The following is a 12,484-nucleotide window of genomic DNA, read 5'->3' as shown; positions in this document are numbered from 1 at the left end:
CCCCATGCAAGACAACCTGTCCCTCGACTTGCCAGAGCACCCCGACCGGCGGGCGCACGCCAAGCCGGGCGCCGATGACAGCGCGGCTGCCAGCCATGCCCCGCTGGCCGAACGACTGCGCCCCCGCACGCTCGACGAGGTGGTCGGCCAAGACCACTTGCTCGGACCGGGTCAGCCGGTGCGCGTGGCTTTCGAGTCTGGCCAGCCGCATTCGATGATCCTGTGGGGCCCCCCCGGCGTGGGCAAGACCACGCTGGCGCGCCTGATGGCCCATGCCTTTGACGCGCAGTTCCTGGCGATTTCGGCGGTGCTGGGGGGCGTCAAGGACATCCGCGAGGCCGTCGAGCAGGCGCAGGCCGTGCGCCGCAACGGTCGCCGCACCATCGTGTTCGTGGACGAGGTGCACCGCTTCAACAAGGCCCAGCAGGACGCCTTCCTGCCGCACGTCGAATCCGGCCTGTTCACCTTCATCGGCGCCACGACCGAGAACCCCTCGTTCGAAGTCAACGCCGCCTTGCTGTCGCGGGCCACGGTGCATGTGCTGCGCGCGGTGGAAGAGGACGCCATGGCGGCGCTGTTGCAGCGTGGCCAACAGGCCTTGTCGGGTCCTGAGCTCACGCCGGACGCCCGCGCCCGCCTGATCGCCTATGCCGATGGCGATGCGCGCCGCGTGCTCAACACCTACGAGACCTTGAGCGGCATGCTCAAGGGCCACGCCCTGATCGACGAGGCCCTGCTGCAGCGCGCCCTGGGCGAGCAACTGCGCCGCTACGACAAGGGTGGCGACCAGTTCTACGACACCATCTCGGCGCTGCACAAATCGGTGCGCGGCTCGGACCCCGACGCCGCGCTCTACTGGCTGGTGCGCATGCTCGATGGCGGCGTGGACCCGCGCTACATCGTGCGCCGGCTCATCCGCATGGCCAGCGAAGACATCGGCCTGGCCGACCCGCGCGCCCTGCGCATGGCCCTCGATGCCGCCGAAACCTACGAGCGCCTGGGCTCACCCGAAGGCGAGCTGACCCTGGCCGAATGCGTGATTTACCTGGCCATCGCGCCCAAGAGCAACGCGGCCTACACGGCGTACAAGGCCGTGCGCGCCTGGGTCAAGCAAGACACCACGCGCCCCGTGCCCATGCACCTGCGCAACGCGCCCACCAAGCTGATGAAGACGCTGGGGCACGGCGAGGGCTACCGCTATGCCCACGACGAGCCCGATGCGGTGGCCGCCGGCGAGCGCTATTTCCCCGACGGCATGGCGCCGCAGGCCTTCTACCAGCCGGTGCCCCGCGGTCTGGAGATCAAGATTTCGGACCGCGTGGCGCAGTTGCGTACCTTGGCCGCAGACGGGCGTGCGGACCCCGACAAAGACGCCAGCGACTGATCAGCGGTCGCGCCAACTCACGGCGCCGTCACCCGACGCCAGATCTGCGTGCGACCGAAGTACGGCGAGCCGAAATAGCCACGCACTTCCATCGTCTGGCCCTCGTCCTTGAGGCGCAGGCGGACGCGGTAACTGCGACCGCTCTTGGGATCGAGGATGTGGCCGCCTTCCCAGGTCAGGGGTTCGGTGGGGACGCTCCCCACGCCCTGGATGATCGTCAGACCGATGAAGGGCGCATCGCGCAGCGGACCCTCGCAAGCCTCGCATTGGAGGTTGACCTTGTTGGGGTCGAGGATGCGGGTGATGCTGCCTTGCAAGGTCTTGCCGACCTCTTTCACCACCACGTGGGACACGGCCTTGCCGGAGTGGTCGTCGATGGTCTGCCACTCGCCCGCAGGCGTGCTCTGGGCCCAGGCCGTGCCCTGGCTGCCAAGGAGCAGTACCAAGGACAGGAGCAAAGGCAGGAACGCAGCGCTCAGCGGGCGCCAGATGGGCGAGCCCGCGCTTGAACGCAGGCCGCCGCGCGGGGCGCGGACCTGAACCGTGCGGGAGGTGGTCTGGGCTGTATTGCTGAATGTGGGGTGTGAGGCACGCATGCACAGATTGTCGCGCAAAAACCCCAATGATTGCAGAGTTCGTGCAACATCAAGGCAGCGTCACCGTGATGTTCGCCACCTGGGGCGCCAGTTGCACCACGTGGTGGTAAGCGCCCAGGGCCACCTGCGTGTGTTCGCCCAGCTGCCAGCGCAGCCCTGTGAAGGCCAGCAAGGCCATCGCGCCGAACACCGCGCCGACCACCCACAGAGGCACCTGGTGACGCAGCTGGTGGCGGATGCGGTCGGGTGCGGCCCAGTGCGGCGCAAAGCCCACGCTCTGCCCCTTCATGCGGGCGATCTCGTCGCCCAGGCGGGCGGTCAGGTAACCCAGCTTCTCCGTGCCCTCGATGAGGTACTTGCCCTGAAAGCCCAGCAACAGGCACATCTGGAACACCTCCAGCGCCTGCAGCCGGGGCAGGCCCTGCTGCCGCAGTTCTTCGAGCTTCTGGAAGAACTGCTCGCCGGCGAGTTGCTCGCCGAACAACTGCACTTGCAGCGGCAAGCGCTGCCAGCTGTCGCGCACCTTGAAGCCAGAGGTCAGGATGGCCTCGTCCACCGTCGCGCAATAGGCGTACTTGCACGCGTAGATGTCTTCGGTGGACGCGCCCAGCTTGCCGGCACCGCGCTCGAACTGCGTCAGGAACTGCTTGAGGCGGTCGCGGAAGACGTCGGCATCCTGCGGGGCGTGCTTGCCCTTGACCAGGAACAGCAGGTAAAAGCCGTCGTACATCAGGTCCAGCAGGCGCGCCGGCATGGGGGCGGACGCGGGCTGAGGCGGCGCTGTGGCCACGGCGGTGCGCGGTGTCGGTTCGCTCATCAAGGATGGCGATGAAGGGGATGCGGGCGATGAAGACATCATGGGAGCGTGCCTTTCAGGCGTTCACCGCGACCAGCTCCAGGCGCAGGTCCTGGATGCCGGTGGGTGCGTAAAGCGTGAGGGCTTGCGCCTGCAGCATGCGCTCGTACAGGCTGCCGCGGGGCTCCAGGCTGAAGTAATAGCTGCCAGGGCGAACCGGCACGGCGGCCGGCACTTGGGGCGCATGCACCAGGCGCACGCCGGGCATGGCCGACAGCACAAGCTTGTCCACATCGTCCGGCGCACCGACCTTGAAGCGCTGCGGCACCACCTCGACGAGCTCGGCCGGTGGCATGGCCGCGCTCACGCCCAGGAAGAACTGGGTGCCCTGGGTGATCTGCTCCGACGCCAGTTGGCCGTGGTGGAAGGACGGGATGCGCTCTTGCAGCGCGATCGCGAAGCAGCGCGTGGAGATGACGGTTTCCAGCAGCTCCCGCAGGATCTGGTCGAGGCGCTGAAAGCCCGGTCCCGGCTGCTGGTGGTCGTAGCTGGGCAGGTCGGCCAGCGTGAACGTTTTCGAGAAAGTCATCAGCGCCCCGGCCAGCTCCAGCAGTTTCTCGAACAGGCGCTCGGGGTGCAGGGCCGGGTGGCGGGCCAGGTGGCTCAGGCCTGCCAGCGCCGTGCTGGCCGTGTGCAGCAGCCAGAACGAGGCCACATCGCCCGAGCGGAACTCGATGACGTTGCGCGAAGGCTCGCGGTGCATGCCGTACAGCGCATCGACCTTGGCCTGCAGCACTTCCAGCAGGCGCCGCAGGTGCAGGGACAACATCGGCGAAGACTGGATGTGCACGCAGGGCGGCATGAAGCGCCCGTCCAGCTCGAAGCCACCCGCAGAGGTCCGCTTGAGCCGCAGCAGCGGCAGGCTCATGAGGTGCGAGCGGGGTACTGGCTCGGACAGCAGCCGCACCGACTTGTGCAGCGTGACGACCTCCGCCGACACCGCCGCCGTGTAACCATCGCCGATGTGCTGCGCGACGCGGTGGTAACGCACGGCCGTGTCGGCCTCTTCCTGGGTCGCCGCCAGGTTGCTGCCCTGGTGGCGCACGGGGGCCATGGCCAGGTGGAAGGCCAGCGTGCTGCCCTCGGCATGCACATCGGAGGGGCTCTGGCCGAGGCTGCCCAGGTCGATGGGCGGCGGCAACTCGTCTTCGGCGGGCGCGTTCAGCAGTTCGCCGTCGGGGAAGACCACTTGCAGCTCCAGCAGGTGCAGCCGCCCAGCTTGCAGTGCATCGGCATCGACCTTGAGATGTCGCACGCCCCAGGCGTAGGGATGCAAGGCGCGCATGCTTTGGGCCAGCCGCCACTCGTGGTAAGCGTCCTGTTGCTGGAAATGCTGGGGCCTCAGGAACAAGCCTTCGCCCCACAGGACCTTGGCAGACGGGATCATGGGCGGTACTCCTTGCTGGATGTGGTGTCAGTGCGTGTGCGATGTCAGGGGCAGCTCACCGCGACCGAGCGCGCGCTGCCTGCCGCCTGGCCCACGGGGGTGCCTGATTGCACGCTGAGGGCGCAGGCGTGCGCACCCAGCGACAGCCCACCGAGTTCGGCGTCGGCCGCCTTGAAGGCGTAACGCCATCGGCCAGCTGCTGGACGGCGGTAGAGCGCCACGATGCCGACGTAGGGCACATCGCGCGCGACCTTGTCGGTGGCCTCGTGGTGCTGGCCGGGCACGAGTTGCACTTCCCGCACGGCCACCAGGTCATCGCCCAGGGCTTGTTTTTCCCGGGCCGGGTCGCCGAAGACGTCCGCCTGGGCTTGCAGGAAGCTGTCAGGGTTGCGCAGCTTGAAGATGCGCGTGACGAGCCCCAGGGGCTGGCCGTTGTCGGTCGCGTTCAGTGAGCTGCTCGCGTGCAGTTGCCAGCGGATGCGGCGGTCGGGCAGGACGCTGTCAGGCAGGTTGTCCGGCAGCTTGGCGGGCGCCTTGATGCCGGTGACTTCCAGGGCCTTGTCGGCCACCGAGCCCAGCAAACCCATGACCCCGCTCGGGGCCTCTGCGCCTGTTGCGCCGGCCGTGCCCGCGGCGCTCACCGCATCGGTGATCGGTGGTGCCGATGCGCACGACGCCAGGCACGACGCCAGTAGCAGCGTCAGGCGCCCAGCCAGCAACGATGCGGCCGGGGCCGCTGAAAAGCGTCCGTGGATCCCTGGGTTCATGTGTGTGTGCGGGGCAAGCTGCGCCCATCGCCGCGCGTAGTGTAGGCAGCTGCGGTGGCTTCTTTGGCGGCGTCCCCCCACAAGAGGGGAGCGCACATGCAACCGAATGCAAGAGTCTGTAAATCACCCTCCAATGGGGGAATGCACGACCTCTGAATTCGGCTCTAATCCGCCGCAAAGGCAACCGACTCAACATGAAGCCGGTGCCGACATTTGAACCATCAGGGAGTGTTCGATTGCATTCGAATGACAAGAGCCGTGCGCTTGTGGGCGCGGCCCATTTGGGGGTGCGTCCGCGTGCCGGTCACAGGTGGATGGCGCTGCTCGCCAGCGCGGCGGCGGTCACGGTGTTGGCGGGTTGCGGCTCGATGTCGGGCAAGTCTGGCGTCACCGACAAGCTGGCGCTGCAGGAGAAGGTCGATGAACGCATGGCCGCGGCCGACAAGGCCCTCAAGCAGGGCCAGACCGACCAGGCCCTGGCTCAACTCGACAGTGCCATCCAGGTGGACCCGGCTGCCAAGCAGCCGTGGCTGAAGAAGGCGCAGATCCACTTCGAGGCGCGCCAGTACGGGCTGGCCATCACCGAGGCCCAGGAGGTGCTGCAGCGCGATGTGCGCGACCTCACCGCGCAGAGCATCCTGGCCGTCAGCGGCTTGCGGGTCAGCGCCCAGGCGCTGGAGCAGTTGCGCAAGGTCAACGAGGTCAATGGCTCGACCCGCAGCGAGGCCGAGAGCGTCGCCCGCATCATCCACGAGGCCCTGGGCGAACCCATCTTGCTGTCGGCTCCGGCCGCGTCTGCGCCCGCGCAGGCGTCTGCCCCTGCCGCCGGCCCGGTCGCCGGCAATGGCCGCGCCCGGGGCGCTGTCGTGCGGCCCCGCCCCGCAGCGCCGGTGTCTCAGGCCCCGGGTGCTGTGCCTGCCGCAGCGCCGGTCGCTGCACCGCGGCCCACGCAGGCACCGTCCCCTGTTCCCTCCGCGCGCACCAACCCCTTTGGGGCTTTGCAGTAAACCCGTTCAATCAAGGAGTCCGGCCATGGCCAAGAAAGACAGCGTTCAACAGCGCCTGGGGCGCGTTCGCCCACCCCGCGTTCAGCTCACGTACGACGTGGAAGTCGGGGATGCCATCGAGCAAAAGGAAATTCCCTTCGTGATGGGCGTGATGGCGGATTTCACCGGCCAGCCCGATCCTGACAAGCCCTTGGCCAAGCTCAAGGACCGCAAGTTCGTCCAGATCGACATGGACAACTTTGACGAGGTCATGGCCGGCATGGCGCCACGTGCCAGCTACCGCGTGCCCAACCTGTTGTCGCCCGAAGGTGGCGAGTTCGCCGTGAACCTGGACTTCGAGGGCATGGACGACTTCCGCCCCGAGGCCGTGGTGCAGCAGGTCGAGCCCCTGCGCAAGCTGCTGGAGGCGCGCACCAAGCTCTCCGACCTGCGCAACAAGCTGGCCGGCAACGAAAAGCTGGAAGACGCCCTGGGCGAAGTGCTGGGCAACACCGAGCAGCGCCGCCTGCTGGAAGCCGAGGCCCAGGTGGCCTCCGACACCACCCATCAGGAGTGAACCATGAGCGCCCAACTGCAACCCCATGGCCAGCCTGCGGCCGCCGAAGCCCAGAGCCTGCTCGATGACATCGTCGCGCGCAGCAAGGTCGCCAAGACAGAGGTCGAGCATGCCCGCGCCAAGGACATCATCGGTGAGCTCGTCCGCGAAGTGATGGCGGGCACCGTGACGGTGTCGGACAACCTCTCGGCCAGCATCGATGCGCGCATCGCCGACATCGACCGCCTGATCTCGGCCCAGCTCAGCGCCGTCATGCACGCGCCCGAGTTCCAGAAGCTGGAGTCCACCTGGACCGGCCTGCAGTACCTCTGCAAGCAGACGTCCACCGGCGAGCGCCTGAAAATCAAGCTGCTCAACGCCACCAAGAAGGACATGGTCAAGGACTTCAAGACCGCCATCGACTTCGACCAGTCCACGCTGTTCAAGAAGGTCTATGAGGAAGAGTTCGGCACCTTCGGTGGCGCGCCCTTCGGTGCCCTGATCGGCGACTATGAAATCGGCCGAGGCGCAGAAGACATGTTCTTCGTGGAGCAGATGGCCCATGTGGCGGCCGCCGCCCATGCACCTTTCATCTCCTCTGCCTCGGCCGAGCTCTTTGGCCTCGAAGCCTTCACCGAGCTGGGCAAACCCCGCGATCTGGCCAAGGTCTTCGACACGGTGGACTACGCCAAGTGGAAGTCCTTCCGCGAATCGGAAGACGCCCGCTACGTGGGCCTGACCGTGCCGCGTTTCCTCGGTCGCCTGCCTTACGACCCCAAGGAAGGCACCAGCACCGAGGGCTTCAATTTCGTCGAAGAGGTCGATGGCAGCGACCACAGCCGCTACCTGTGGGTCAACACCGCCTACGCCATGGGCACGAGGCTGACGGCGGCCTTCGAGCAGTACGGCTGGTGCGCCGCCATCCGTGGCGTCGAGGGCGGTGGCCTGGTCGAAGACCTGCCCACCCACACCTTCAAGACGGACGACGGCGAGATCGCGCTGAAATGCCCCACCGAGGTCGCCATCACCGACCGCCGCGAGAAGGAGCTCAGCGACCTGGGCTTCATCCCCCTGGTGCATTGCAAGAACACGGACTACGCCGCCTTCTTTGGTGCGCAGTCGGCCCAGAAGGCCAAGAAGTACGACAGCGATGCGGCCAATGCCAATGCGGCCCTGTCGGCTCAACTCCAGTACATGTTCGCGGTCTGCCGCATTGCGCACTACATGAAAGCCATGATGCGCGACAAGGTGGGCAGCTTCGCCAACACGCTGGACGTCGAGCGCTATTTGCACAACTGGCTGATGCAGTACGTGGTGGATGCGCAGGACGCCTCTCAGGAGATCCGTGCCCAGAAGCCGCTGCGTGAGGCCAGCGTCGAAGTCAGCGAAGTCCCGGGGCGCCCCGGCTCGTACCGCGCGGTGGCTTTTGTGCGCCCGCATTACCAGCTGGACGAACTGTCGGTGTCGCTGCGTCTGGTTGCCGAGTTGCCGCAAGGCTCGAAGTGACCTTTCCCACCAGCTCGACCGCGGGTGGAGGCATCCGCGGCGGCACAACAACACAGGAGTGAATCATGAAAGACATCTACATCAAGTTCGGCAAGCCGCTGAACGGCAAGGAAATCAAGGGCGAATCGCGTGATGCCGGTGCTGGCACCCAGCACGCTGCGCCCTGGTTCGAAGCCATCAGCTGGAACCACATCATCCGCCAGCCCAAGTCGGCCACGGCGTCGACCGCGGGTGGTCACACCGCCGAGCGCTGCGAGCACGGCGAAATGATCTTCACCAAGGACCTGGACTTGGTCAGTCCTCAACTGTGGGAGGCTTGCTCGGCCGGTACGCTGTACGACGACGTGGAAATCCACTTCATGCGCGCCAACGGCACCAATGACCGCGTGCTGTACCTCAAGATCCAGCTGAAGAAGGTGCTGATCTCGCAGGTGGTGCCTCAGGTCGAGTCGGAAGGCCTGCCGACAGAAACTTTCGGCTTGCGCTACTCCGCTGTCCAGTGGACCTACACCCAGCAGACCATGGACGGCAAGTCCAAGCCGGGTCAAGTCGCTTCCTGGAGCCTGGCCACCAACAAGGCCGCGTTCGACGCGCCGAACTGAGTCTGACCTGAGTCAGGCGTCAAACCTGGGGTCGGTGTGGACCCCGGGGGATCAGGTTTTGCATCCGGCGGATGGTGCGTCGGATGCTTTTTTTCTGCCCTTGGAGCCCCGGATGTCATCCTCCTTGCGGATCCGCCGCAGCCTGTTCGATCGCCTGCTGGGTGCGCATCAGGACGTGCCAGATGGCGTGATGCCCACGTACACGCTCGACCAGTTGCGTGACGCCGTGGCAGCCGACCTGGAACGTCTCTTGAACACGCGCACTGCGCTGCATGCAGACAGCGAGGCCTTGGGGCCTCACGCGCGTCGCTCCGTGCTGAGTTTCGGTGTGCGCGATTTCGCTTCCCGCGTGCTGGCCAGCTCAGAGGACCAGCGCCACATCGCGCGCAGCCTGACCCAGGCCATTGAGCGCCACGAGCCCCGCCTGCGCCATGTGAGCGTCGATTTCCGTTTGGATGCGAGCACCGGCACGGCCCTGCAGTTCACCGTCCGCGCGATGCTGGTCGTGACCCCTCTGAAAGAAGGCGTGAGCTTTGACGCGGTGCTCATGCCCGCGGCCTCGCGCTACCACGTCACCCAGTCCCGCTTCATGCACGCCGCTTGAGCCTTGCTCGGTCGGTCAACGCCCTTCACCGTCCCCTGCCGTTCCATGGACGACCTCCTGCCCCATTACGAACGCGAGTTGGCCTTCCTGCGCACCCGCGCGGCCGATTTCGCACAGCGCTACCCCAAGATCGCTGGGCGCTTGCAGCTCTCCGGGGATGTGGGCGATGACCCGCACGTCGAGCGCCTGATGGAGTCTTTCGCGCTGCTGTCCGCGCGCGTCCACAAGCGCCTGGACGACGACTTCCCGCTGTTCACCGAAGCCCTGCTGGAGGTGCTGTACCCTCACTACCTGCGCCCGTTCCCGTCGTGCGCTGTGGCGCGTTTCGACCTCAGCGCCCAGGCCTTGCAGATGAGCCAGCCTGCCATCCTGCCGCGTGGCACCGAGCTGACGTCGCGCCCGGTCAAAGGCGTGCCGTGCCGCTTCCGCACCAGCCAGGCGACCACGCTCTTGCCCCTGCGCGTGGCCAGCGTCGGCTTCCGGCATGCCCTGGGTGCGCCTGCAGGCACGCCCTTGCCGCCGCAGGCCACGTCGGTGCTGTCCATCACGCTTGACAAGCTCTCGCCGGCCTTGTCGTGGCAAGCGGCTTTGTCGGCCCCTCTGCGCATTTACCTGGACGGCGAGGCCTCCCAGGTCAGTGCCTTGCGCGAAGCCCTGTGCCGCCAGGCCGTCGGCGTGATGTGGCAGACCGACGCAGGCCGACCTTGGCGCCACGCGGCGGGTGGCGAAGCGGCCTTGCCCCAGGGCGTGGGCTTTGCCGAAGATGAGGCCCTCATCGATTGGGACGACCGTTCCCACCCAGCCTACCGTTTGCTCACGGAGTACTTCGCCTTCCCGGACAAGTTCCAGTTCGTGGACCTGCCGGCGCTGTTCTCCGTTCCCACCTCACCAGGCCTTGCGACAGGCGTTACGCCAAGCGCCGCGGGTGAGGGCGCCTTGGCATCGCGCTTGACGGTGCATGTGCTGGTGGCCGGGCTGCGCGCCGATGCCGATGCCAGCCGCCTGTTGGAGGCGGTGGCCGTGCACAACATCGTGCTGGGGGCCGCGCCGGTGGTCAACCTGTTCCGCCAGGCGGCCGACCCGATCCGCATCACCCACCAGCAGGACAGCCATGCGGTGGTGGTCGATGGCCGCCGCGCCCATGGCCACGAAGTGCATGCCCTGGAGCGGGTGTACCGGGTGCGCCAGACGGCACACGGTGACGTGATCGACGAGGTCAAGCCCTTCTTTTCGTTGCAACACGGCGCCTTGCTGGCCGACGATGGCCTCAGCCCGCAAGGCGCAGCGAGCGCGCCTGGCGCCATCGCCGCCTACTGGCAATTGCACCGCGACGAGGACCTGGCCGAGCGCAGCCCAGGCCATGAGCTGCTGCTGACCCTGGTGGACGCCAGCCAGCGCCTCACCACGCCCTCGGTGGAGACGCTTTCGCTGGACGTGCTGGCCACCAACCGTGATTTGCCGCATTTGCTGGCGCCGGGCACCCCAGGTGGCGACCTGTTCATGGGCGGTGGTGGGCCTGCGCGCGAGGTGGTGCTCTTGCGCAAGCCCACGCGCAGCCAGCGGGTGCGTCGCGACAAAGGCATGTTGTGGCGCCTGATCTCGCACCTGTCGCTCAACCACTTGTCGCTCACCGGCGGCGGCATCGACGCGCTCAAGGAGCTGCTGCGACTCTACGACCTGCCGCACAGCCTCAGCAACCGCCGCCAGGTGGAGGCTTTGGTGGCCATCGCGTTCAAGCCGGACACCGCTTGGTTGCCGGGTGAGCCGTTTGCGACTTTCGTGCGCGGCACCGAAGTGCGCCTCACCGTTGATGAGCAGGGCTTCGTGGGCACGGGCCTGAGCTTGTTCGCCACGGTGCTGGACCACTTTTTCGGGCTGTATGTCCACATCAACAGCTACGTCCGGCTGACCGTGCTGTCCGCACGCACCCACGAGGAGTTGATCGCATGTCCACCCCGGCATGGCGCGCGCCCCTTGCTGTGATCTCACAGCTGCTGCATGCGCCGCAGCAGTTCGGCTTCTTCCAGGCCGTGCGCCTGCTGGAACGCTGGGTGGGGCTGGAGCGTGTGCAGTTCCACAACTCGGTGTCGCTGAGCTTTCCGGCCAGCGAGATCGAATCCCTGCAAGCGCACTGGACCTCGCCCGAGGTGGTGGGTCTGCCCTTGCAAGGCGATGGCGTGGTGTCTGCCGAGGGCGTGCAGCGCATCGACCTGACGCCTGCGTGCCTGGGCTTGCTGGGGGTGTCTGGCGCTTTGCCTCTGTTCTACACCGAGTGGCTGGCCCAGGCGGAGGTCAAGGGGCGGCATGCCGCGGCGCGGGCTTTTCTGGACGTCTTCAGCCACCGCTCGGTGACGCTTTTCTACCAGGCTTGGTGCAAGCACCGCCTGGCGCTGCGCCACGAGCAGGAGGCTGTGCGTCACCGCGAGTCGAAGGGCGTCTCACCCGCGCCGCGCGCGTTGGTGTCCGAAGCGTTGGCTTTGTCAGGCATGGGCCTCAAGGGCCTGAGGCACCGGTTGGGGGCCGAGCGCGGTGGGGTCAGCGACGAGGCCTTGGCGTACTTCTCCGGCATCCTGCAGCAGCGCACCTTGCCCATGGCGCACTTGCAGCGCCTGCTGTCGCATTACCTGGGCGTGCCGGTGCGCATCGAGCCCTTCGTGGGGCGCTGGTACCGGGTGCCGGAGGCCGGGCGCACGGTGCTGGGTGGTGCTGCTGTTGCTGGTGCTGTTGCTGGTGCTGGTGCTGGTGCTGGTGCGGCGGTGTCGGGCGGCTCCGGCGTGCTGGGCCGCTCGGCCTTGCTGGGCGAACGCGTGTGGCAACGCAACCTCTGCGTTCGCCTTGTGCTCGGCCCCCTGGACCACACCCCTTTCTTGCGCTTTCTGCCTGGCGGTGCGGGGGCACAGGCCTTGCACCAATGGCTGGGCCTGTTGCTGGGGCCGGCGCTGGAGGTGGAGGTGCAACTGCTGCTGTGCCGCGACGCGGTGCGAGGCTGCGCACTGGACGCCGAGCGGTCGCCCCTGTCCGGACGGCTGGGTTGGGACACCTTCCTGCTGACCGAGCCGGCGTCGTCCGACAGACAGGACGTGCATTACGACATCCGCCCCGGTGAGCCTGAACCTCCGTTGGTGTCCGGCGGCCCTGCCGCTGTGAAGCCGCTTTCTTCTGCCTGTGCTGCGGCCGACCGCCCAGCAACCGCCACCTCGACCACACCGGCGCCCCGCCTCTTTGCTTTCGCCTGAACAC

The 12,484-nt window shown here is 67.1% G+C and carries 12 protein-coding genes; 8 read left to right on the top strand and 4 right to left on the bottom strand.

Annotated features, from left to right (window positions below; all coding sequences use genetic code 11):
• Positions 1–4 precede the first annotated feature (4 nt).
• A complete protein-coding gene (locus EV672_RS01840; protein ID WP_133605865.1) occupies positions 5–1,384 on the top strand; it encodes a replication-associated recombination protein A in 1,380 nt (459 codons plus the stop codon).
• 17 nt (positions 1,385–1,401) lie between these two features.
• Here EV672_RS01840 and EV672_RS01835 read toward each other — a convergent pair whose 3' ends face one another.
• From EV672_RS01835 to tssJ, 4 genes are read right to left on the bottom strand one after another with little or no spacing between them, the layout of a single operon-like run.
• Complete coding sequence (locus EV672_RS01835) at positions 1,402–1,980, bottom strand: DUF2147 domain-containing protein (protein ID WP_133605864.1); 579 nt, start codon at positions 1,978–1,980, stop codon at positions 1,402–1,404.
• 49 nt (positions 1,981–2,029) lie between these two features.
• Positions 2,030–2,797, bottom strand: a complete 768-nt coding sequence (icmH, locus tag EV672_RS01830; protein ID WP_208110681.1) for a type IVB secretion system protein IcmH/DotU — start codon at positions 2,795–2,797, stop codon at positions 2,030–2,032.
• 55 nt (positions 2,798–2,852) lie between these two features.
• A complete protein-coding gene (tssK, locus tag EV672_RS01825) occupies positions 2,853–4,223 on the bottom strand; it encodes a type VI secretion system baseplate subunit TssK (protein WP_133605863.1) in 1,371 nt (456 codons plus the stop codon).
• A 44-nt stretch (positions 4,224–4,267) separates the two neighbouring features.
• Positions 4,268–4,990: a type VI secretion system lipoprotein TssJ gene (gene tssJ / locus EV672_RS01820; RefSeq protein ID WP_133605862.1), complete on the bottom strand. Its 723-nt coding sequence runs from the start codon at positions 4,988–4,990 to the stop codon at positions 4,268–4,270.
• Between the two features lie 314 nt (positions 4,991–5,304).
• Between tssJ and EV672_RS01815 the strand changes: the two genes are divergently transcribed.
• From EV672_RS01815 to tssG, 7 genes are all read left to right on the top strand, one after another.
• Positions 5,305–5,997: a tetratricopeptide repeat protein gene (locus tag EV672_RS01815; protein ID WP_133605861.1), complete on the top strand. Its 693-nt coding sequence runs from the start codon at positions 5,305–5,307 to the stop codon at positions 5,995–5,997.
• Between the two features lie 25 nt (positions 5,998–6,022).
• The gene (gene tssB / locus EV672_RS01810; protein ID WP_133605860.1) at positions 6,023–6,553 is read left to right on the top strand and encodes a type VI secretion system contractile sheath small subunit; all 531 of its coding nucleotides are present in this window, start codon (positions 6,023–6,025) and stop codon (positions 6,551–6,553) included.
• A gap of 3 nt (positions 6,554–6,556) precedes the next feature.
• Positions 6,557–8,038, top strand: coding sequence for a type VI secretion system contractile sheath large subunit (tssC, locus tag EV672_RS01805; RefSeq protein ID WP_133605859.1), 1,482 nt, complete (start codon positions 6,557–6,559; stop codon positions 8,036–8,038).
• A 65-nt stretch (positions 8,039–8,103) separates the two neighbouring features.
• Positions 8,104–8,640: an Hcp family type VI secretion system effector gene (locus EV672_RS01800; RefSeq protein WP_133605858.1), complete on the top strand. Its 537-nt coding sequence runs from the start codon at positions 8,104–8,106 to the stop codon at positions 8,638–8,640.
• A 112-nt stretch (positions 8,641–8,752) separates the two neighbouring features.
• A complete protein-coding gene (gene tssE / locus EV672_RS01795) occupies positions 8,753–9,244 on the top strand; it encodes a type VI secretion system baseplate subunit TssE (protein WP_133605857.1) in 492 nt (163 codons plus the stop codon).
• Between the two features lie 45 nt (positions 9,245–9,289).
• Positions 9,290–11,227, top strand: a complete 1,938-nt coding sequence (gene tssF, locus EV672_RS01790; RefSeq protein ID WP_133605856.1) for a type VI secretion system baseplate subunit TssF — start codon at positions 9,290–9,292, stop codon at positions 11,225–11,227.
• Positions 11,191–12,480: a type VI secretion system baseplate subunit TssG gene (gene tssG, locus EV672_RS01785; protein ID WP_133605855.1), complete on the top strand. Its 1,290-nt coding sequence runs from the start codon at positions 11,191–11,193 to the stop codon at positions 12,478–12,480. Before tssF ends, tssG begins: the two co-directional genes overlap by 37 nt.
• Positions 12,481–12,484: the final 4 nt, after the last annotated feature.

Source organism: Aquabacterium commune (assembly GCF_004362855.1).
Taxonomy (GTDB): domain Bacteria; phylum Pseudomonadota; class Gammaproteobacteria; order Burkholderiales; family Burkholderiaceae_C; genus Aquabacterium; species Aquabacterium commune.
Note: the sequence above shows the minus strand (reverse complement) of the source record. Positions and strands in the feature narration are given on the sequence as shown.